This is a genomic window from Stenotrophomonas rhizophila (assembly GCF_003751305.1).
Taxonomy (GTDB): Bacteria; Pseudomonadota; Gammaproteobacteria; order Xanthomonadales; family Xanthomonadaceae; genus Stenotrophomonas; species Stenotrophomonas rhizophila_B.
In genome coordinates this window covers 656,752-677,440 of record NZ_RJKV01000002.1, presented here as the reverse complement: position 1 = coordinate 677,440, position 20,689 = coordinate 656,752, and the positions used below count along the sequence as shown (strand labels likewise).

The 20,689-nt window shown below is 65.2% G+C and carries 16 protein-coding genes and 2 pseudogenes; 7 read left to right on the top strand and 11 right to left on the bottom strand.

Annotation, left to right across the window (positions count from 1 at the left end; translation table 11 throughout):
• The first annotated feature begins 29 nt into the window (after nucleotides 1-29).
• Nucleotides 30-1,373: an NADP-specific glutamate dehydrogenase gene (gene gdhA / locus EDF74_RS11540; protein ID WP_123730254.1), complete on the top strand. Its 1,344-nt coding sequence runs from the start codon at nucleotides 30-32 to the stop codon at nucleotides 1,371-1,373.
• A gap of 68 nt (nucleotides 1,374-1,441) precedes the next feature.
• On the opposite strand, the gene EDF74_RS11535 is transcribed toward gdhA, so the two are convergent.
• The 3 genes from EDF74_RS11535 to EDF74_RS11525 all read right to left on the bottom strand — a co-directional run bounded on the left by EDF74_RS11535 (nucleotide 1,442) and on the right by EDF74_RS11525 (nucleotide 6,916).
• Nucleotides 1,442-2,512: a hypothetical protein gene (locus EDF74_RS11535; protein WP_148045949.1), complete on the bottom strand. Its 1,071-nt coding sequence runs from the start codon at nucleotides 2,510-2,512 to the stop codon at nucleotides 1,442-1,444.
• A gap of 86 nt (nucleotides 2,513-2,598) precedes the next feature.
• Nucleotides 2,599-5,769: an efflux RND transporter permease subunit gene (locus EDF74_RS11530; protein WP_123730252.1), complete on the bottom strand. Its 3,171-nt coding sequence runs from the start codon at nucleotides 5,767-5,769 to the stop codon at nucleotides 2,599-2,601.
• 4 nt (nucleotides 5,770-5,773) lie between these two features.
• On the bottom strand, nucleotides 5,774-6,916 hold the full coding sequence (locus EDF74_RS11525) for an efflux RND transporter periplasmic adaptor subunit (RefSeq protein ID WP_123730251.1): 1,143 nt from the start codon (nucleotides 6,914-6,916) through the stop codon (nucleotides 5,774-5,776).
• A gap of 122 nt (nucleotides 6,917-7,038) precedes the next feature.
• Here EDF74_RS11525 and EDF74_RS11520 point away from each other — a divergent pair, with 122 nt between their 5' ends.
• The 3 genes from EDF74_RS11520 to EDF74_RS11510 all read left to right on the top strand — a co-directional run bounded on the left by EDF74_RS11520 (nucleotide 7,039) and on the right by EDF74_RS11510 (nucleotide 9,861).
• Nucleotides 7,039-7,704 (top strand): TetR/AcrR family transcriptional regulator, encoded by a 666-nt coding sequence (locus EDF74_RS11520; RefSeq protein WP_123730250.1) that lies wholly within the window; start codon nucleotides 7,039-7,041, stop codon nucleotides 7,702-7,704.
• A 131-nt stretch (nucleotides 7,705-7,835) separates the two neighbouring features.
• On the top strand, nucleotides 7,836-8,483 hold the full coding sequence (locus tag EDF74_RS11515) for a protein-L-isoaspartate O-methyltransferase family protein (RefSeq protein WP_123730249.1): 648 nt from the start codon (nucleotides 7,836-7,838) through the stop codon (nucleotides 8,481-8,483).
• A 16-nt stretch (nucleotides 8,484-8,499) separates the two neighbouring features.
• Entirely contained in the window at nucleotides 8,500-9,861 is a 1,362-nt protein-coding gene (locus EDF74_RS11510) for a TolC family outer membrane protein (protein WP_123730248.1), read from the top strand.
• Nucleotides 9,862-9,911: 50 nt separating this feature from the next.
• On the opposite strand, the pseudogene EDF74_RS11505 reads toward EDF74_RS11510, so the two are convergent.
• From EDF74_RS11505 to EDF74_RS11495, 3 genes and pseudogenes are all read right to left on the bottom strand, one after another.
• A pseudogene (locus EDF74_RS11505) lies at nucleotides 9,912-10,209 on the bottom strand (transposase); the annotation flags it as partial.
• A 365-nt stretch (nucleotides 10,210-10,574) separates the two neighbouring features.
• Nucleotides 10,575-11,099 (bottom strand): hypothetical protein, encoded by a 525-nt coding sequence (locus tag EDF74_RS18130; protein WP_148045948.1) that lies wholly within the window; start codon nucleotides 11,097-11,099, stop codon nucleotides 10,575-10,577.
• Between the two features lie 345 nt (nucleotides 11,100-11,444).
• Nucleotides 11,445-11,900, bottom strand: coding sequence for a hypothetical protein (locus EDF74_RS11495; RefSeq protein WP_123730246.1), 456 nt, complete (start codon nucleotides 11,898-11,900; stop codon nucleotides 11,445-11,447).
• 807 nt (nucleotides 11,901-12,707) lie between these two features.
• Between EDF74_RS11495 and EDF74_RS11490 the strand changes: the two genes are divergently transcribed.
• Both EDF74_RS11490 and mgtE read left to right on the top strand, forming a co-directional pair.
• Entirely contained in the window at nucleotides 12,708-13,376 is a 669-nt protein-coding gene (locus tag EDF74_RS11490; protein ID WP_123730245.1) for a hypothetical protein, read from the top strand.
• A gap of 156 nt (nucleotides 13,377-13,532) precedes the next feature.
• The gene (gene mgtE, locus EDF74_RS11485; protein WP_123730244.1) at nucleotides 13,533-14,915 is read left to right on the top strand and encodes a magnesium transporter; all 1,383 of its coding nucleotides are present in this window, start codon (nucleotides 13,533-13,535) and stop codon (nucleotides 14,913-14,915) included.
• 48 nt (nucleotides 14,916-14,963) lie between these two features.
• On the opposite strand, the gene waaA is transcribed toward mgtE, so the two are convergent.
• Complete coding sequence (gene waaA, locus EDF74_RS11480; RefSeq protein WP_123730243.1) at nucleotides 14,964-16,262, bottom strand: lipid IV(A) 3-deoxy-D-manno-octulosonic acid transferase; 1,299 nt, start codon at nucleotides 16,260-16,262, stop codon at nucleotides 14,964-14,966.
• Between the two features lie 95 nt (nucleotides 16,263-16,357).
• Between waaA and EDF74_RS11475 the strand changes: the two genes are divergently transcribed.
• Nucleotides 16,358-17,278 (top strand): LpxL/LpxP family Kdo(2)-lipid IV(A) lauroyl/palmitoleoyl acyltransferase, encoded by a 921-nt coding sequence (locus EDF74_RS11475; protein WP_123730242.1) that lies wholly within the window; start codon nucleotides 16,358-16,360, stop codon nucleotides 17,276-17,278.
• A gap of 98 nt (nucleotides 17,279-17,376) precedes the next feature.
• On the opposite strand, the pseudogene EDF74_RS18420 reads toward EDF74_RS11475, so the two are convergent.
• From EDF74_RS18420 to EDF74_RS11455, 4 genes and pseudogenes are all read right to left on the bottom strand, one after another.
• Nucleotides 17,377-17,832 (bottom strand): annotated as a pseudogene (locus tag EDF74_RS18420) (REP-associated tyrosine transposase).
• 107 nt (nucleotides 17,833-17,939) lie between these two features.
• The gene (locus tag EDF74_RS11465; protein WP_428999172.1) at nucleotides 17,940-19,262 is read right to left on the bottom strand and encodes an O-antigen ligase family protein; all 1,323 of its coding nucleotides are present in this window, start codon (nucleotides 19,260-19,262) and stop codon (nucleotides 17,940-17,942) included.
• Nucleotides 19,243-20,355: a glycosyltransferase gene (locus EDF74_RS11460; RefSeq protein WP_123730241.1), complete on the bottom strand. Its 1,113-nt coding sequence runs from the start codon at nucleotides 20,353-20,355 to the stop codon at nucleotides 19,243-19,245. The genes EDF74_RS11465 and EDF74_RS11460 overlap by 20 nt, the downstream gene beginning before the upstream one ends.
• 15 nt (nucleotides 20,356-20,370) lie before the next feature.
• A complete protein-coding gene (locus EDF74_RS11455; protein ID WP_019183790.1) occupies nucleotides 20,371-20,568 on the bottom strand; it encodes a zinc-finger domain-containing protein in 198 nt (65 codons plus the stop codon).
• Between the last annotated feature and the right edge of the window lie 121 nt (nucleotides 20,569-20,689).

Genomic DNA, 20,689 nt, shown 5'->3' with positions numbered 1-20,689 from the left:
CAGCGGCTGGCCCCCAACAAGGAAAGCCCTTGAACCATCGTTCCTCTGCCGACTTTCTCAACCACGTGGCCCAGCGCGATCCGCATCAGCCGGAATTCCTGCAGGCCGTCAAAGAAGTGATCCAGAGCCTGTGGCCGTTCCTGGAGCGCAACCCCCGCTACCTGGAACACGGCCTGCTGGAGCGGCTGGTGGAGCCGGAGCGGGTGATCCAGTTCCGCGTAGCCTGGGCCGATGACGCCGGCAAGACCCATGTGAATCGCGGCTGGCGCGTGCAGCACAGTTCGGCGATCGGCCCGTTCAAGGGCGGCATGCGCTTTCATCCATCGGTCAACCAGTCGATCCTGAAGTTCCTCGCGTTCGAGCAGACGCTGAAGAACGCGCTCACTACCCTGCCCATGGGCGGTGGCAAAGGCGGCGCGGATTTCAATCCCAAAGGCCGCAGCGACGCCGAAGTGATGCGCTTCTGCCAGGCGTTGATGCTGGAGCTCCATCGTCACCTTGGTGCCGATACCGATGTGCCGGCCGGTGACATCGGCGTAGGCGCACGCGAGGTCGGCTACATGACGGGCATGATGAAGAAGATCACCAACGACGCCTCCTGCGTATTCACCGGCAAAGGCCTGTCCTACGGCGGCAGCCTGATGCGCCCGGAGGCGACCGGCTTCGGTACGGTCTACTTCGTCGAGCAGATGCTGCACCATGCCCGCCGCGATACCGATGGCGCGAAGGTGCTGATTTCCGGCGCTGGCAACGTCGCCCAGCATGCCGCGATCAAGGCCATCGAGCTGGGCGCGAAAGTGCTCACGCTCTCCGATTCCGGCGGCACGCTGTATGCCCGCGATGGCTTCGATGACGCGGCGCTGCAGGAGGTGGTGGAACTGCGCAACGAGCGCCGCGGCTGCCTGTCCGAACTGGCCGATGACACGCGCTTCGAGTACCTCGACGGCAAGCGTCCCTGGCATATCCCGGCCGAGATCGCCCTGCCCTGCGCCACCCAGAACGAGTTGGACGAAGACGATGCCCGCGCCCTGGTGGACAACGGTGTGCTGTGCGTGGCCGAAGGCGCCAACATGCCCTCCACGCTGGAGGCGGTGGAGGTCTTCCTCGAGGCCGGCACCCTGTACGCACCGGGCAAGGCCAGCAATGCAGGTGGCGTGGCCACCTCGGGGCTGGAAATGAGCCAGAACGCGCAGCGGCTGTCGTGGCATCACGCCGATGTCGACGAACGCCTGCATGGGATCATGAAGGACATCCACGCCAACTGCGTGCGCCACGGCAAGCGTGCCGACGGCAGCGTGAACTACGTGGATGGCGCCAATATCGCCGGCTTCGTCAAAGTCGCCGATGCGATGCTGGCGCAGGGCGTTTACTGAGGGCAGACCGGTGAAGCGGCGCAGCGGTGTTCACCCGCTGCGCCCTGCCGTATCTCCTACGGCAGCACTCAGTCCGCCGAGCGGACCTCGCTCGTCATACAGCCGGCCAGCACGGCCCCACTGTCGGTGGCTATCACGCTGAAGGCCCGTACGCGCGTGTATCCCGAGGACGCCTCCCGCGCTGCTTCTCGCATCCAGTAGCCTTCTGCCTGCCGATCCGCCGCGCCCAGGCCGGTGGCATCGAGCACCGCCTTCAGCGGCGCATCGCCCATGTCGGCTGCGAGATAGCCGCCATACGCGAGGACGATCGACGTCGCAGCCACGCCCTTCAACGCCACCGGCTGCTCCAGGGTGATGACCATGACTGGCATCTCCTGGCCATCAACACGGTACTCACGCTCGGCAACCGCGCTGACATTGTCCGGCCATGCCAGCGGCGACAGTTCCGACACACGCTCCCACATGTTCGCGATGCGCTGCATGGCAGCGTCGTCAGCCCGACACTCGAGCGCAGCCCCCATATCACTGGCCGTGGCGGTGTCGCGCAATCGCGGTGGAACACGCGCGTCCTGCATCGGACCGGGATAATCACATCCCACCCGATAGCCCTCACCATCGCTGCTCACCACGATGGAGCCCGCCGATGACGGCCTACCGGATGCAGCGGGCGCTGACCATACCTGGAACGGCTCACGCAAGGTGCTCGATCGGCGTTGCAGCCCGTTCCCGCTGACAATGCGCGCGCGCTGCCCTGCATCGACGGGAATCGAGAAACCCATGTCATCCGCCACCACGCGGTGCGTTGTGATGCCGTGTGCCGTCAACGTCACCGGCATGTCGATGAGGGTCGTCGCGTGCTCCTCGTCACCGCTGCGCGTGAAGCTCCAGCCCTGCAGATGCGCCGGTCGTTCCTGCGGCGCGCCATACCGTGCGCCACGCAACGCGGTCGTCACCGCCTGCATCGTTGCCGGTGAGGCACGGCACTCCAGCAGCTCGACGAGATCGCGCTGGAAACCGGCAGCGGTGGTCGCCTGCGCTGGCAACGCGGAAACCATCAGCAGAACGATCGCCGCCGCAGTGGCGAACCGAGAAGAGGAACGTGACGACATCATGCGCGACCAAAGAAATCCGGTGTGCATTGTGCGCTTGCTGGCACGACGAAGACGACAGGCATTTGCGTCGCACTCAAACAATGAAGCCGGCCATCGGCCGGCTTCATCGTCCCTCAGCCTTCGCTGGTCTTCGCCTCATCCGGCTTCACCCGGAACCACGCGGCATACAGCGCCGGCAGGAACACCAGGGTCAACACGGTGCCGACGATCAGGCCGCCCATGATCGAGATCGCCATCGAGCCGTAGAAGGCACTGCGCGACAGCGGAATCATCGCCAGCACCGCCGCCAACGCGGTCAGCACGATCGGGCGGAAGCGGCGGACGGTGGCGTCGATGATCGCGTGCCAGCGGTCATGCCCGGCGTCGATATCCTGCTGGATCTGATCGATCAGGATCACCGAGTTGCGCATGATCATGCCAGCCAGCGCGATCGTCCCCAGCAGCGCCACGAAGCCGAACGGCGCGCGGAACAGCAGCAGGAACAGGGTCGCGCCGATGATGCCCAGCGGTGCGGTGACCAGCACCATCGCCGCACGCGAGAAGCTGCGCAGCTGCAGCATCAGCAAGGTCGCCACCACGATCAGGAACAACGGCATGCCGGCCTTGATCGAATCCTGGCCACGGGTGGAATCCTCCACCGTACCGCCGGTTTCCAGCAGGTAGCCGGACGGCAGCTCGGCACGGATGCCCTCCAGCGTCGGCAGGATCTGCTGCACCACGTCCAGCGGCTGCTTGGCGTCGGCAATGTCGGCGCGCACGGTCACCGTCGGCAGGCGGTTGCGGTGCCAGATGATGCCGTCCTCGAACACGTACTCCAGGCGCGCCACCTGCGACAGCGTCACCGAGGTGCCGCTGGCGGTCGGAATGGCCAGGCTGCCCAGCATGTCCAAGCGCACACGCTCGTTGTCCGGGCCACGCAGCAACATTTCGATCAGGCGGTTGCCCTCCCGGTAAGTGCTCACGCTCATGCCCGACAACGAGGTACCCAGCAACTGGCTCACCTGCGCACTGCTCACACCCAGTGCGCGTGCACGGTCCTGGTCGATCACCAGCCGCACCACTTTGCTCGGCTCGCTCCAGTCCAGGTTGACGTTCATCACGTGTGGATTTGCACGTACCTTGGCTTCCACTTGCCGTGCGATGGCCTGCACCTGCTCGATATGCTCGCCGGAGATGCGCATCTGCACCGGGTAGCCGACCGGCGGGCCATTCTCCAGACGGGTCACGCGCATCTGCACGTCCGGGAACTGCGGAATCACATCCTTGAGCAGCCAGTCGCGGGTCGCCTCACGTGCGGTGGCATTCTCGGTCAGCACCACGAACTGCGAGAAGTTGGTGGCCGGCAGCTGCTGGTCCAACGGCAGGTAGAAACGCGGCGAGCCGGTGCCTACGTAGGCCACGTAATTGCTGATGCCTTCGCGGTCCTTGAGCAGCTTTTCCAGCTTGGTCGCCTGCGCCTGGGTGGCCTGCAATGAGGCACCCTCGGCCAGTTCGATGTCCACCATCAGTTCCGGGCGGGTCGAATCCGGGAAGAACTGCTGGGGCACGAAGCGGAAGATCAGCAGCGAGAACACGAACAGCGCGGCCGTGGCGGCGATCACCCACCAGCGATGGCGCAGGCAGACATCCAGGAAACGGCGGAAGCGCACGTAGAACGGACGCTGGTACGGATCATGGTCGTGCGCATGCACCTTCGGCGCGATCCAGCGCGCGAACGCGGGATGGCGGTCGGCCCACTGCAGGCGACGGGCATGCCAGCGCCCCGCCAGGCTGTCCGGCTTGGGCGGCTGCGGGTTGAACAGGTCCGGCAACATCTTGTCGCCCAGGTACGGAATGAACAGCACCGCGGCGATCCACGACACCACCAGCGCGATGGTCACCACCTGGAACAAGGAGCGGGTGTATTCGCCCGTGCTGGAGGCAGCCGTGGCGATCGGCAGGAAGCCGGCCGCGGTGATCAGCGTGCCAGTCAGCATCGGGAAGGCGGTCGACTCCCACGCGAAGCTGGCCGCGCGCAGGCGGTCGTAGCCCTGCTCCATCTTGGTGGCCATCATCTCCACCGCGATGATCGCATCGTCCACCAACAGGCCCAGCGCCAGCACCAGCGCGCCAAGGGAAATCTTGTGCAGGCCGATGCCGAAGTAATGCATGACGAAGAACGTCATCGCCAGCACCAGCGGAATGGTCACGCCCACCACCAGGCCGGTGCGCAGGCCGAGCGAGAAGAAGCTCACCAGCAGCACGATCACCACCGCTTCGGTCAGCACCTGCACGAACTCGCCGACGGACTCTTCCACCGCATGCGGCTGGTCGGAGACCTTGCGCAGCTGCATGCCGGCCGGCAGCGTCTTCTGCAGGCGTTCGAACTCGGCGTCCAGCGTACTACCCAGCTTGAGGATGTCGCCGCCGTCTTTCATCGCCACCGCGATGCCGATGGCGTCTTCGCCCATGAAGCGCATCTTCGGCGACGCCGGATCGGCAAACCCGCGCTTGATCTCGGCAATGTCGCCCAGGTGCACGGTGCGGTCGCCAGCCTGGATCGGGAAGCTGCGGATGTCCTCCACGCTCTTGAACTGGCCGGTGACGCGCAGCTGCACACGATCGGTCGGGGTTTCGAAGAAACTGGTGGCAGCAATGGCATTCTGGTCGGCCAATGCCTGCTGCACCTGCTGCAGCGATACGCCCAGCGTAGCCAGCTTGGTGTTGGACAGCTCGATCCAGACCTTCTCGTCCTGCAGGCCTTCCAGTTCGATCTTGCCCACATCCGGCACGCGCTGCAGTTCCAGCTGGATGCGGTCGGCGTAGTCGCGCATCACCGCGTAGTCGAAGCCCTGCCCGGTCAACGCGTAGATGTTGCCGAAGGTATCGCCGAATTCATCGTTGAAGAATGGGCCGACGATTTCGCGCGGCAGCGTCGGCTTGATGTCGCCCACGCGCTTGCGTACCTGGTACCAGAGGTCGGGAATCGCCTTGGAGCGCAGGCTGTCGCGCGCCACGAAGATCACCTGCGATTCGCCCGGGCGCGAGTAGGAGCGGATGAACTCGTACTGCCCGGTGTTCAGCAGTGCCTTCTCGATCGGCTCGGTGACCTGGCGTGAGACCTGTTCGGCGGTCGCGCCGGGCCAGTTCGTGCGCACCACCATCACCTTGAAGGTGAACGGCGGATCTTCGGACTGGCCCAGGTGTTTGTACGACCACGCGCCGATGATCGCGAAGGCGAGCATCGCAAACAGCACCAGTGGCCGGTTGCCCAGCGCCCATTCGGAGAGGTTGAAGCGGCGCACGGGATCAGTTTCCCTTGCCGGTGGCAGGCGCGGCGGCGGCAGGCTTGGCTGCCGGTGCCAGCACCGGGCGGTTCTGACGGTCCACTGCCGTCACCGGCTGGCCCTCGCGCAGCAGATGGCCGCCGGCGGCCACCACCCAGTCGTTCGCGTTCACCCCGCTCAGCACCGGAACGGATTCAACGCCGTACGCGCCGACCGTCACCGGCGTGGCCTTCAACGTGTGCTTGGCCGGATCGACGACCCACACGCTGCTGCGCCCATCGGCACCGCGCTGCACTGCCGCCAGCGGCAACTGCAGCGTGCCCTGGCGACCGGCCGCGGCGAACACGCGCGCGCTCTGGCCCAGTTCCACTTCGGTCAGGGCTTCCGGGGCCAGGCTGACGCGGGTGGCATAGGTACGCCCCTGGGCATCGGCGGCCGGGGCGATCTCACGGATCGTGCCGGCCAACAGCTGGCCCGGGCGGTTCCACAGTTCCACCTGCACCGGCTGGCCCACCTGGTAATCGCGGATGTTGCTTTCCGGCAGCGCGATCACGACTTCGCGGCCGCCATCCGCGGCCAGGGTGAATACGGTCTGCCCGGCACTGACCACCTGCCCGGCTTCGGCCTGGCGGCTGGCGATCACGCCATCGGCCGGCGCACGCAGCTGCGCATACTCGGCCTGGTTGCGGGCCACGGCCAGATTCGCGCGGGCGGCATTGGCCTGGCCCTGCGCAGCCTTGAAGGCAGCCGTCTGGCTGTCCAGCGCGGACTGGCTGACCAGCTGCTGCTCGGCCAACGTGGCGTAGCGCTTCTGGTCATCCCGGGCGCGGACCAGGTCGGCTTCGGCGGCAGCGAGCTGCGCCTGCGACGCACTGGCCTGGGAGGCGTAGTCGGCGGCGTCCAGCTCGGCCAGCAGCTGGCCCTTGCGCACGCGCTGGCCGGCATCGACATGGCGCTTGATCAGGTTGCCCCCAACGCGGAACGACAGCGGGCTCTCCTCGCGGGCCCGGATCTCACCGGGATAGGCAGCCACTTCCTGGCCGGCCACGGTGCCGGCGTGGACCACCAGCACCGGAATCGGCGCGACCGGCTCGGCGTCCTGCTTGCCACATGCTGCCAGCGCGATCGCCAGCAACCCACCACCCATCCATCGCATGTTTTTCATGAGGTCCTGGACCTGAAAAGTAACCCGGAAAAAGCCACTGGAGACACACTGTTCCAGCCGCTTCAATATTGAACCAGCCGGTATAGTATAAATATCGAACCGATTGGTCTAGTATTGTTTGGATGACTGATGCCACCCCCTCTACATCGCCCTCCAAGCCGCCCGCCAAGGCCGCCGGACCGGGGCGCCCGAAGGATCTGGGCAAGCGCGCGGCCATTCTGGAAGCCGCCAAATCGCTGTTCGTCGACCAGGGCTACAACGGTGTGAGCATGGACAGCATCGCTGCCCAGGCAGGCGTATCGAAGCTGACCGTTTACAGCCATTTCGGCGACAAAGAAACCCTGTTCACCGAAGCTGTGCAATCCAAGTGCGTCGAGATGCTGCCGGACGAGCTGTTCGTCACCGACATCGAAGGCCCGCTGCGTGACCAGCTGATGGGCATCGGCCACGCGTTCTTCAGCCTGATCACCTCCGATGCGGCGGTCGCCGTGCAGCGGGTGATGATGTCCCCGGATACCGATGACCGGATCCGCGAGATGTTCTGGCTGGCCGGCCCGCAGCGGACCACCGACGCGCTGGCCGACTTCCTGCGTGCCCGCACCGCCCGCGGCGAGCTGGAGATCACCGATTTCCCGACCGCCGCGATCCAGTTCCTGACCTTGATCAAGGGCGAGCTGCATACGCATATGATGTGCGGGTTGCGGCCGGCCCCGGCCGAGTGCGATGCCGACGCCCATGTGAGCGCCAGCGTCGACTTTTTCCTGCGGGCGTATGCCCGGCGGGACTAAACTGAATGGACCGGAGGTCGCGGTGACTTCCGGCACTGCGACCCCGGCGCGACGGCAGCGATGCTCTCAGCGCGCCGCCGGCTCCCGGCACCGGTAAAATGGCCGGCCCACTGCGCTGGATATAGAACCTCATGACGATCGATTACTCCCACGCCCGCGAACTGATGGTCGAACAGCAGATCCGCCCCTGGGATGTGCTGGAAATTCGCGTGCTCGATGTACTGGCACGCTTGCCGCGGGAGGCGTTCGTCGCTGAATCGCACCGGGCCCTGGCCTACACCGATATCGAGCTGCCGCTGGGCAACGGCCAGAAGATGATGAAGCCGGTCATCGAAGGCCGCACCCTGCAGGCGCTGGATCTGCAGCCGGGCGATGAAGTGCTGGAAATCGGCACCGGCAGCGGCTACCTGAGCGCCTGCATGGGCGAGCTGGCCCGCGAAGTGCTGAGCCTGGAAATCGACGCCGAGCTGGCCACGACCGCGCGTGCGCGTCTGGACGCGGCCGGCCTGGGCAACAACGTCCGCATCGAAACCGCCGACGCCCTGACCTGGGACACCGAGCGCCGCTTCGATGCGATCTGCGTCACCGGCGCGGTGGATGTCATCCCGTCACGTTTCGCCCAGTGGCTGCGTCCCGGCGGTCGACTGTTCGTGATCCGTGGCCGGTCGCCGGTCATGGAAGCGGTGCTGGTCAAGGCGGACGGCACCACTGAATCGCTGTTCGAAACCGATATCGATTACCTGCGCGGTGCCGCCCCGGCACCCCAGTTCCAACTCTGAGTCCAAGGAAGCCGCAATGATCCGCCGATCCCTCGCCCTTGCGCTGGCCGCCGCCCTGCTGCCGATGACCGCCTCTGCCGCCGACCTGCTGCAGGTCTACGAAATGGCGCGCAATGGCGATCCGCAGCTCTCGGCTGCCGAGTCGACCCGCCTGTATGACAAGGAAGGCGCCGTGCAGGCGCGTGCCGCATTGCTGCCGCAGCTCAACGGCGAGGCCTCGCTCAACCGCAGCCGCACCAACCCGAACCATGATCTGACCTCCAGCTCGTTCACCACCAAGAGCCGGAACTACACGATCAACGGCAGCCAGACGGTCTTCAACTTCACCCAGTTCGCCAACCTGCGTTCGCAGCGCGAGCTCAGCAAGGCGGCCGACTTCACCCTGGATTCGGCCAACGACGACCTGATCGTGCGCACCTCGGCGGCGTACTTCAACGTGCTGGTGGGCATTGAATCGCTGTCGGCCGCGCAGACCAACGAAGCCGCTGCCAAGAAGCAGTTCGACTTCGCCGACAAGCGCCTGGAAGTGGGCCTGGCCCCGATCACCGACGTGCACGAAGCCCGCGCCCAGTACGACCAGGCGCGCGCGAACACGATCATCGCGCAGAACACCTTGGCCGACGCCTACCAGGCGCTGACCGAGCTGACCGGCCAGCCGGTCACCGACCTGCGCGCCCTGCCGGCCGATTTCCGTCCGGAGCTGCCGGCCAAGTACGCCACCATCGATACGCTGGTGAACGAGGCCGTGGCACAGAACCCGGCGCTGAAGGCGCAGGAACTGAAGGTCAACGCCGCCGAATCCGGCGTCTCGGCCGCCCGCGGCGCGCACTACCCGACTCTGTCGCTCGGTGCCACCGCCGGCAAGTCGGCCAGCTGGGGCGATGTGGTCGGCGACAGCGGCAGCTTCAGCCCGGACCGCCGCACCAACAGCGTCGGCCTGACCCTGAACGTGCCGATCTTCTCCGGCGGCGCCACCCAGTCCGGCGTGCGCCAGGCCCTAGCCCAGCGCGACATCGCCCAGGACGGTTACGAGCAGCAGAAGCGTGCCCTGGACCGCAACACCCGCAATGCCTACCAGACCCTGGTGGCGGGCATCAGCGAAGTGGAAGCGCGTCGCCTGGCGGTGGTCTCGGCGCAGAGCGCCTATGACGCCTCGCAGGTCGGCCTGGAAGTCGGCACGCGTACCGTGCTTGACGTGATCCAGAACCAGCGCATCCTGTTCTCCGCACAGCTGGACTACGCCAACGCCCGCTACACCTTCCTGCAGAACCGCCTGCAGCTGGGCCAGGCGGTCGGCACGCTGGACATCGCCGAACTGCAGGACATCAACCGCCTGCTGACCCAGAAGGCCGCCACGCCGAGCACCACCGTCAACTGATCGACGGCGCAGGGCGAGACAGAAAAACCACCCGCATGCGGGTGGTTTTTTTATGGGTGCTTTTCATGAACAAGGATTGCTGGAGATCCACCATCCCAATAAATGACTGCAAACTGGCTCACCGTCTCTTTCCATTCGTGGGTGGTACCGCCCGAGTTGGCCGTGATGTTATGTAAACCCAGCCAGATCAGCTTGGTGGCCGCCTCATTAGTCGGGAAGTGCCCCCTCGGTCTTGATCACCTTGCGCAACTGCGCGTTGCCGCTTTCGACGGCGTTTGTGGTGGAGATGACCTTGCGGATTCCCGAAAGAAACACGAAGAACGGGATGACGCGATCCCAGGCTCCCCGTCAGCCCATCGTCACTGTCGATCAGGCAGTGACAGGCGCCCAGGCCGAGCATCATCTTGCACAGCCTTTCGGCCAAGGCTTGACCTCGCATCGCCGCTCTTCATTCCGACTGCTGCCCTTTCCTCAGTCACGACTTTGGCAACGCTTCGCTCGCACGCGGGCACTTGAGCCGGCAACCACACGTTGAGTCGATGACTAGACTCTCAATCACCCGACCTTACCGCGGCCGCTTCATAGGCGGCGATGAGCGCTTAGACCTCCGCAGCTACGCCTATGTCGTTGTCCGCCTCCCAGTAACGATTCAGAGCGGTACGGCATCCGGCGGGACTCATGCCACTGGATGCAACAACGCACTTGCCGGAATGTCAATGACGCAGCTCTTCTGTGATGTCGGACAGAAATCTCCGCAACCCAACCAGATCATTCTCTCCAGGATCAAAATCCTCGGTCATTCGCTCCATGACACTGTTCAAACCATGAAGACGGTCGATCACTTCTCGCATGAAATCTCGCTCTGCCGCAAACAGTGTCACGTCTTGATCAAGGCGAACAACCCAGTTGAACGAGAGCGAGAAGACGTAATGATCGCGTAGAAATCGCTCACCTTTCATCCAATATCGACGCAGCGAGTCAAGATTGGGCTCCACCCTGCATTCTTCTTTGCCGACAGCCAGGTCCTCCAGGGACGCAATCCCTATGGCGTCAGATGGGCAGGAATTTTGTATATGCACATCCAACCAGGCATCCCAGATGTCTGTCGGGGCAAGATCCGCATATCGATTTCTGTCAAATGCAATCCCCGCCCAGCCATTGACAACAATGGGATTGTCCGGCGGTTGCGCATCCGACAGAACCGCGAGCAGCTTCAGCTTGGCCGAACTATCAGACATCATATCTAGTCCTTTGTGCATCGAATCGTTGTTTCTGGGGTGCTACTACCCGCTGGATATGCTTAATGGTATCCGTACCTTTTGCAGGACCATGGCTATAAGGCCGCGTACTGCCATGCCGATTCGCACTACTACCATCCGGAAGCCTTACGTTGTTACTTCCCTTGGATTCGGCGCCTGGCACATCGTTTAATCGCCGCCAGTCTGAATCAGCCTCTCCAGCACCCCCTATCGACTCTCCACGCTGACCCGCGATTCCAGGCGCTGCAGATTTTCCAGTCTTGATCTTATCCATTGCGGAGGCAACCTTCTCGCTTGGCGTAGCCTCAGCAAACTGCCTGCGTGCTACCGCTTCTGCTGAAACGTTACGCTCAACTCATTCTTATCTCGAGGCTCAATAGCACTTACCCTAAATTGCTTGGACGGAAACTCACTCTGTAGTTTCGCGCTCCACATGTCATGGACTATATGCGCCAGGTGACCAGTGAAAGAAACAGGAACCCCTGGCAACATGCCATCAATATTCGTGAAGTTGCACCAGTACTCGACCTCACCATCCGACAAACCCTGCGATTTCAGGAGCGGCAGTTTGTCCTTCTTTGACGCAAGTACGATCAACCCTCCCACTTCTAGAAGCTGAGGCCATAGCCATCCAACCAATGCACCTAGCACATCGGTTGTCATCCTCCCTTGCACAACCTGAGCATGAATGTAATCAGAGAAGTCAAATGCACCGGCATTGGCATCGACCCACTGAGCAAAGTCCGGCATATCCTCAACCATGCTGTAGTCCTCAACCATGTCATGAACCTCCAGGAATTTCTTCTGGGCGCGCCGGCCTCACTTCCGGCTTGCTCGGATACTGCTGGCTATTTGAGGCAGTATTCAGATGCATCTCTTTGACGTTCGGCCTCTTCCCACGGCTCCTTCGCGGTGTCCCGCGCGTGGACAGCAGACATCATCAGCATCAGCAAAGCGCCGATAGCAGCATGCTTCATCATGTTCCCCGAAGTTGGACATCCATTTCCCATGCGACTCATCCGCACATGCCGGCGCTGCAAGATTCGCAGAAGGCAGGTTGGTTTCGGGGACGAAGCCGAACAGGCACACCACCACTTTGCGGAGTAAAGCACCTACAAGACAACTATTTCAATTGGGTTCAGCTTTGTTTTTTCTATCGCGGCTGCTTGATTGATTGTGTTGCCATAGCGCCGGTTGCGACACTGTGCCGTACGCTGCAATTCCGCTCTCCCTAACAACCGACCACCGCTAGGAACTCCGCACCAGTAAGCACTTGCAACCGCGACCAGGCACACAGAACGCAGTCAAACGACAGAAACCTGTTGACCCTGACCTCGCCGGGTGACTAAGGTCCGCCCCGCACCACCTTCCCTTTCCCTCCAGAGGCCCCCTCCTTGGACAGTCATAGTCGATCTCGTTGCTGCTCCTGAGCCGACGGACCCACTGACCCCAAGGTCGGTTCCGTCCGCACAGGACTGGGCCCACCGGCGCAGCTGACACGCTCGCCCGCCTCGCATCATCCATATCGCCGTTCCACCGACCCCAAGAAGGGTGCCGCTGGCGTTTCCGTTTGCCTGGAGATTGCCCATGCACGTTTCCCGTGTGTTCGCCCTGCCGCTCGTGGCCGTGGCGATGCTTCCGTTCGACACCCGCGCCGCCGCCAGCCTGATGGTGGACGATGCCGCCATCACCGATGCCGGCCGCTGCCAGCTGGAAAGCTGGGCCCGCCACACCGATGCCGGGGCGGAGTGGACCGCCGTACCGGCCTGCACGTTTGCCGATACCGAGTGGTCGCTTGGCCTGAGCCATCAACAGGCTGCCTCGTCCACGCAATGGGCGCTGGGTGCCAAGCGCGTGCTGCGCGACATCGACCAGCGCCGCTGGGGCCTGGCGCTGAGTGCGGGCATTGGCAGCGACTGGCGCCACCTGCGTGACGATGACTGGGGCATCAACGCGCCCCTGACCCTCGCCCTTGGCGCCCGCGATCGCACGTTGCTGCACCTCAACCTGGGCTGGGCCCGCACCGCCGGCGCACACGGCCGTACCGATGGCATCGGCCTGGAAATCGTCACCGCGCCGCACTGGTCGCTGCTGGCCGAAACCGCGCGTGACGCCACACGCCAGCGCAGCAGTCAGTTCGGTATGCGCCACGAACTCTGGCGCGGCGCCAGCGTGGATCTGCTCGCGGGTCGTGTCCACCACCAGCGCGACGGTCACTGGATCACGCTCGGCTTCAACCTGGCCTCTGCACCGTAACGCCCTGCGTGCCGCGTGGCGGCACCGATCGACCGGACCGCGTGCACGTCAGCACACGGCCCATGCACCCACCGATACCTGCCCCGCTCGAGCCCTGCCCGTGCGTCGGCCTTGTGTACCTCAGCGCACTGCGCTGCTTTTTGCTGGAGAACCACCATGAACCGCGAAGACCTCCTGTTCTCGATCCGCACCCTCTCGCTCTCGCTCGACGCGGCCGGCTTTGTCAGCATCGCCGCCACCACGCACCCTTCGGACCTGGTCGATGCGCTCGACGCACTGAGCGTGGACAAGACACTCCCCTTGTTGATGATGCTCGAGCCGCAGGTGCGCGCCGAGCTGTTCGCACACTTCACCGAGATACGCCAGGATCAGCTGCTGGCCGCGATGGCACGCGAAGCGGTGGTGCAGCTGTTCGAGCACATGCCATCGGATGATCGCGCCGACCTGTACAACCGGCTTGGCGAGGATGCCAAGCAGAAGCTGCTGCCCGCGCTGACCAAGGTCGAGCGCGACGACATCCTCAAGATGGCGTCCTATCCCGAAGGCACGGTCGGTTCGGCGACGACGTCCGATTATGTCTGGGTGTCACCGGAGATGACCGTGGCGCAGGCGCTGGCACATATCCGCGCCACGGCGCTGCACAGCGAGACGGTGAACATCCTGTTCGTGCTCGACCATACGCTGCGGCTGCGCGGCACGGTGGCCCTGCGTGATCTGGTGCTGGCCAACGAGAACCGCACGATCACCTCGATCATGCATGAGCAGCCGGTAGCAGCGAAGGCGCACTGGCCCAGGCTGCAGGCCGCCGAACTGATCCGTCGCTACGATCTGCTCGCGCTGCCGGTGACCAATGGCGGCGAGCGCATGATCGGCATCGTCACCGTGGACGATGCGATGGACATCGAGAAGGAACGCGATGCCTCGCAACTGGCGCGCTTTGGCGGCACGGTCAGCGGAAACGGGAACGATCTTGATGTGCGCAGCACGCCGCTGAAGCAGATGTTCCGGGTGCGTGTGTTCTGGTTGGCGATCCTGACCTGCTTCGGCATTGTCACCAGTACGTTTGTCGCCGCGCAGGAGGAGCTGCTGTCGCAGGTGATCGTACTGGCCGCCTTCATCGCCCCGATCGTGGACATGGGCGGCAATACCGGCAGCCAGTCGGCCACGCTGGTGATCCGCAGCATGGCGCTGGGCGAGCTGAAACTGAGCTGGCGCGACGTGTGGTTCGTGATCCAGCGCGAACTGCCGGTCGCGGCGGGGCTGGGCATCACCATTGCCGCACTCGAAGCGATCCTGGCCTACTTCAGCAAAGGCGTGGGCATGGACGTGCTGCTGGTGGTGGGCTCGAGCATGCTGGTGTGCACCGCGCTCGGCGGCATCATCGGCGCGTTGCTGCCGTTCGCCGCACGCCGCATCGGGGCGGATCCGGCCACGCTGTCGGCACCGATGATCACCTCGGTCATGGACCTCATCGGCGTGTTCATCTACTTCGGGTTTGCGTATGCCTTCCTGGGGGATCTGCTGGTCGCCGCGGGCTGATGGATCGGCCGGCCTGGTCGCCATGCAAGACGGCCAGGCGGGTCGCGATCACGCCACCGGCGGCGGCAGCTGCGGTGCGATCAGGGCCACGGTGCGCTTCAACGCGCCACGGCCGTTGCTGACCAGCTCGCAGCCCGCACGCGCCATGTCTTCGCGCGCCTGTGGGTCCCGCAGCAGCGTCAGCAGCGCATCGCCGACCCCGTTGGCGTCCTCGGCGATCACCACCGCGCCGGCTTCGCGCATGCGCCGGGAAATCTCGGCGAAGTTGTGCAGGTGCGGCCCGGTGACCGCCGCCGTGCCCATGGCCGCGGGCTCGAGCAAGTTGTGGCCGCCGATGGCCTGCAGACTGCCGCCGACGAAGGCCACCTGCGCACAGCCGTAGAACGACATCAGCTCGCCCAGGGTATCGATCACGAACACATCGGTATCGGCCTGCGGCCACTGCTGCTGGCGGCGCGTGGCCACCTTCCAGCCCTGCTCGCGGGCGAGCGCTTCCACCCGCGGGAAGCGCTCGGGATGACGCGGCGCCCACAACAGCAGCAGGCCCGGCACCGCTTCGCGCAGGCGGCGGTGCAGATCGATGGTGGCCTGCTCTTCGCCCTCATGCGTACTGGCGGCGATCCAGACCGGGCGCGTGGCCGGCACCAGATCATGGAAGCGCGCAATGAAGTCCTGCACGTTCGGTGTGGCGATATCGAATTTCAGATTACCCAACGGCTGCACCTGTTCAGGGCGGGCACCGAGCTGGATGAACCGCTCGGCGTCGTCGGCCGACTGCGCGGCCACGCAGGTGACGGTGCGCAGTGCACGTCCAATCAGGGCACTGAGCAGCCGATAACCGCGCAGCGAGCGCGCCGACAGGCGGGCATTGAGGATGTAGACGGGGATCTTGCGGTCGCGGCAGCCGAACAGCAGGTTCGGCCACAGCTCGGTTTCCAGGATCAACGCCAGGCTGGGCTTGAAGTGGCCCAGGAAGCGGCCGACGCTGCCCGGCACGTCATACGGCAGATAGACATGATCGACGGCATCGCCCCATAGCGAGCGGACGCGCTCGGAGCCGGTCGGGGTGATGGTGGTAATCACCCAGCGGATGTCCGGGCGCAGCGCGCGCAAGGCGTTCACCAGTGGCGCTGCGGCGTTCACCTCACCCACCGAGACCGCGTGCAGCCAGACCCGCGGCTGGCCGCTGGAGTGTGGATAGGAGGCATAGCGCTCATCCCAGCGCTGGAAGTACTCGCGCACCCGGAAGCCCCGCCAGACCAGGTGGTACACGGTGATCGGCAACAGCAGGTAGAGCACGGCCGAGTACAGGCCGCGCAGGATCCATTCGACAGGGCTTTTACGCATGGACAAAGGATACGGGAGCGGCGCGGGGAAGACACGCCGCGCCGCCGTGATGGCCCTGCCGGGACGCGTCCGGGCGCATCCATTAGAATCGAGGCATGTCCGATAACGCTTCCACCGCCACCCGGCCGTCCCTGCGCAATCCGCGCCACTGGCCGACCTTCGCTTTCATGCTGGTCGCCTTCGCGATCGCCCGCCTGCCGTGGATGCTGCAGCGTGCGCTGGGCCGCGGTGTCGGCACGGTCGCCTACCGGCTGGCCAGCAGCCGCCGGCGTGCCGCCGAGGTCAACCTGAAGCTGTGCTTCCCCGAGAAGGACGACGCCTGGCGCCAGCGCCTGCTGCGCGACAGCTTCGACGCGCTGGGCGTGGGCATCTTTGAATTCGCCCGGGCCTGGTGGGGCAGCATCGACAGCATCCGCCCGCAGGTACAGATCGACGGGCTGGAGCATCTGCACCGCATGCAGGCCGAAGGCCGTGGCGTGCTGCTGGTCTCCGGCCACTTCATGACGCTGGAGATGTGCGGCCGCCTGCTGTGCGATCACGTTGAACTGTCCGGCATGTACCGCAAGCACCGCAACCCGGTGTACGAGTGGGCGGTGAAGTTCGGCCGCCTGCGCTACGCCAAGGCGATGTACGCCAACGAGGACATCCGCGCCACGGTGCGGCATCTGAAGAAGGGCGGCTTCCTCTGGTATGCGCCGGACCAGGACATGCGCGGCAAGGACACGGTGTTCGTGCCGTTCTTCGGCCACACCGCCTCGACCATCACGGCCACGCACCAGCTGGCGCGGATGACCGGCTGTGCGGTGATCCCGTATTTCCACCGTCGCGAAGGTGGGAAATACTTCCTGAAGATCGGCGCACCGCTGGAAAATTTCCCCAGCGAGGATGTCGAAGCCGATACCGCCCGGGTCAACCAGGCCATCGAAGCCATGGTGCGCGAGGCCCCGGACCAGTACCTGTGGATCCACCGCCGGTTCAAGCGTCAGCCCGGTGGGCGGAGCGATTATTACCGGTAACGCCACTCCATGGGTGGCTGCACGCCCCCCCTCGGTAGAGCCACCCCATGGGTGGCTGCATGATGCCAGACCGCGAACAGCCCCCCCATGGGGCGGCTCTACGCTTCCATGGGCCACCGCGACCAGGCGTGCGGGTACTCCCCCAACGCACTGGCCAATCCCGCACGTATCGGGTTGGAGAGGATGTACAGCGCCTGCCGACGCAAGCATTCCTCATTTCTAACGGCGTGGTCGAAGTACCCGTGCTGCCAGAGCTTCCCGGTTCGCTGCAGACGCTCATTCAACAATCGGCTGCTGCGTGATTTGAACAGCAGCATGCAACGAGCCAAGGTGTCTTGCCGCAGTTGGATCAACCAATGCACGTGGTCCGGCATTACCACTCAAGCTAACGTGCAACTGACCCCGCAACGATCCATGTAACGCAGCGTGTCGATGATTACCTCTGCATTGAGGGGATCCTCGAACCACTTGCGCCTGCCGTGCGTGGTGGTGGTGAGCGCGTAGCAATACCCTGGATGCGAGTATCGGCCGCATTGGAGGCGTGGGCTGGCCATCGCACAAGGGTGCGTTTGCCGGGGCGTGGAGCCCATCGGTGGTTGGCGCGTGTGTGCGTCGGTATCTCCCCATGCCAGGGCCACAAGCAGCCACGCATGGCGTGGCTCTACCCGTCGTCGCGTGCCAACAGACTGCCCGCGTACAGCGCAGCCAGCAGCAGGGTCAGGCCACCCCAGAAGGTCGAATAGAACGCCAGATGGGTGTTGAGCGGGAACACCGTCACCGCCAGCGCGAGCATCGCCGGGCGCGCGCGCTCACGCGCGTCCGGCGGGGCGAAGCGCCATGCGCGCCAGGCTTGAGCCACGGCGGCCAGCCACAGCAGCAGACCGAGAATGCCGGTCTCGGACAGGATCTCAAGCAGGATCTGGTGCGCATGCAATGCCGGGCCCGCACCCCACACCTCCTGGGCGGCCGGACTGGGATTGCAGCCCGGGTAGGCATCGCGGAAGCCACGTGCGCCGACACCATTGATCGGGTGCTCTTCGATCATGCACGCCGCCGCGGCCCAGATCTGCGCGCGGCCGGACAAGGCCTGATTGACGCCGTCGCTCTCGCCTTCCCACGCCATGGCAGTGCGCGCGACCCGGTCACCGACCTGGGGCACGCTCACGGTGAGCACGACTGCCGCGACCGCACCGACGGCGACGCAGGCCAGCAACCCGCGCACGCCGATCAACCGCCAGCCGGAGAACACCAGCACCAGCGCGTAGGTCAGCCACGCCGCGCGCGAGCCCGCCAAGACCAGCACGACCCCCACCGCGGCGGCCACCAGTGACCAGCCGAGGATGCCTGCGCGTCGTGAGGCGGCGAACAACAGGAAGGGCGAGAGGCTGGCCAGCACCTGGCCGAATTTGAGGTTGCACGGGCCGAGCACGCCGCTGAGGCGATCCACCGCCGCCATCTCCTGCGGTGAACACAACCCATGGCCGCTGACCGCCCACTTGAGCTGGTCCATCGACCAGAACAGCGGGCTGCTGCCGACGATTGCCTGCGCCAGCGCATCCACCGTCCACAGCCCGGTGATCACCGCCAGCCCCCCCAGCGTCAGCGCGCGCCGCTGCGGGGTGGCCACGGCAATTGCCACCAGCCACATGAACGGTAGATAGCGCAGGCCGGCCGCGGCTTTGCGCCATGCCGTGCCGGGATCGATCGCATCGAAGGCGGAGAACGCCTGCGGCAGCCAATAGCCGAGGAACAGGATGCTGGTCAGCGCCCAGGCAGGGCTGCTGAGCAGACGCTGCTTGCCCTGCAGGCGCAGCTGGACCATGCGCACCGCCGCGTACAGCGCACCGAGCACGAGCACGCCCTCGGCGATCCCGGGCAGCGGCCACAACGCGACAAACGCAATCACCCACCACGGGGCCCAGCGGCCCGCGCGGGAGCCCGGCGAACCGGGAAGGACGATGGGCTCAGCTGATGAGGGAGGTATAGAGCTGGAGCGTGTCACGCTGCATGGCCTGCAAGGTAAACGGAATCCGCGTCGGCAGTGCGGGCGGCTGCAGCAGCACCTGCTGCGCGCGCGCCAGCAGTGCATCGGCGTCGCCCAAGGGTACCGCGCCGGAGGGTTGCAGTTGAGTCAACAACTCGCCGACGCCACCATGGTTCCAGCCCAGCACGGGGCGGCCCACCGACAACGCTTCGACCACAGTGCGGCCAAACGCTTCGGCCTTGTCCGAGAGCTGCAGCACCAGATCACTGGCTGCATACGCCTGCGCGATGCGCGAGGTCGGCGCGGTCATCAGCACCGCATCGAACACACCAAGGCTGCGCGCTTGTGCTTCCAGTTCGGCGACATAGGATTCGCGGCCGGGCTCGCGCGTGCCCGGCATCCACAGCGTGGCCGGCACGCCGGCGGCATGTAGTCCTGCCAGCAGGCTCAGCGCGTGGCGATGCCCTTTCAGGCGTGTGCCACGGCCAGGCAGCAACAGCAACGGCGCATCGCCGACCAGCGCGGGATGCTGCGCGGCCACGGCCAGGCGCGCACGCCGATCCTGGCGGGCCACACGCGGGAACTGGCTGACATCCACGCCACGTGGGATCACCTGCAGGCGCTCGGCCGGCACGCTCGGATAATGCGTACGCACGAACTCACGCACGCTGTTGGATACGCAGATCACGCGCTCGCCGCTGGTCATCACCGCGCTGTAGCGGCCCGGCGAGTTGAGCCCGTGCACGGTGGTGACCCAGTGCGGGCGGGTCGCCGCCGGCAGGTTGCGCACCGCGTACAGGCCCAGCCAGGCCGGCAGCCGCGAACGCGCGTGCACGATGTCCGCGCCCACCTCGTTGAACAGGTTGCGCAGGGTCAGCACATGGCGCAGCGTCAGCAGCGACTTGCGGCCGATATCCAGGGTCAGGTGTTCGGCGCCACTGGCGAGCAACGGCTCGACCAGGCGCCCACCGGCGGACACGACGATGGCCCGGTGGCCGGCGGCAACCAGGGCGGAGGCGATCTCAAGGGTGGAGCGTTCGACCCCGCCGGAGTGCAGCGCCGGCAGCAGCTGCACCACGGTCAGTCGGCGCACAGTGTGGTCCGCGGATCAGTCGGCGAGCACGAACACAGCGCCGCAGTACGGGCACGCAGCCTCGCAGTTGGGCTCGTCTTCGATCGGCAGGTACACGCGCGGATGCGAGTTCCACAGCGCCATTTCCGGCGTCGGGCAGCTCAGCGGCAGGTCGCTGCGGTGCACGGTGTAACGCTTCTCGGCATTGGCGGGCGCGGTGGCGGTATGGCTCATGGCGTGGACACACAAAGGGGGTTGCGAGACCGCCGATTCTAGCATCTGGCGGCTGCTGACGGCCGCTGGAGCATAGCGCCCCGGGTTGGGACGGCCGAGCTCACGCCCAACGGACCACCGG

What these genes read in the sequence shown, in the direction of transcription:
- mgtE (WP_123730244.1), top strand. Translation starts at nt 13,533, where the DNA reads ATGAACCGCGAAGACCTCCTGTTCTCGATCCGCACCCTCTCGCTCTCG.
- EDF74_RS11535 (WP_148045949.1), bottom strand. Translation starts at nt 2,512, where the DNA reads ATGCACACCGGATTTCTTTGGTCGCGCATGATGTCGTCACGTTCCTCT.
- EDF74_RS11475 (WP_123730242.1), top strand. Translation starts at nt 16,358, where the DNA reads ATGTCCGATAACGCTTCCACCGCCACCCGGCCGTCCCTGCGCAATCCG.
- EDF74_RS18130 (WP_148045948.1), bottom strand. Translation starts at nt 11,099, where the DNA reads ATGTCTGATAGTTCGGCCAAGCTGAAGCTGCTCGCGGTTCTGTCGGAT.
- EDF74_RS11495 (WP_123730246.1), bottom strand. Translation starts at nt 11,900, where the DNA reads ATGGTTGAGGACTACAGCATGGTTGAGGATATGCCGGACTTTGCTCAG.
- EDF74_RS11525 (WP_123730251.1), bottom strand. Translation starts at nt 6,916, where the DNA reads ATGAAAAACATGCGATGGATGGGTGGTGGGTTGCTGGCGATCGCGCTG.
- EDF74_RS11520 (WP_123730250.1), top strand. Translation starts at nt 7,039, where the DNA reads ATGACTGATGCCACCCCCTCTACATCGCCCTCCAAGCCGCCCGCCAAG.
- EDF74_RS11515 (WP_123730249.1), top strand. Translation starts at nt 7,836, where the DNA reads ATGACGATCGATTACTCCCACGCCCGCGAACTGATGGTCGAACAGCAG.
- EDF74_RS11510 (WP_123730248.1), top strand. Translation starts at nt 8,500, where the DNA reads ATGATCCGCCGATCCCTCGCCCTTGCGCTGGCCGCCGCCCTGCTGCCG.
- EDF74_RS11455 (WP_019183790.1), bottom strand. Translation starts at nt 20,568, where the DNA reads ATGAGCCATACCGCCACCGCGCCCGCCAATGCCGAGAAGCGTTACACC.
- waaA (WP_123730243.1), bottom strand. Translation starts at nt 16,262, where the DNA reads ATGCGTAAAAGCCCTGTCGAATGGATCCTGCGCGGCCTGTACTCGGCC.
- EDF74_RS11490 (WP_123730245.1), top strand. Translation starts at nt 12,708, where the DNA reads ATGCACGTTTCCCGTGTGTTCGCCCTGCCGCTCGTGGCCGTGGCGATG.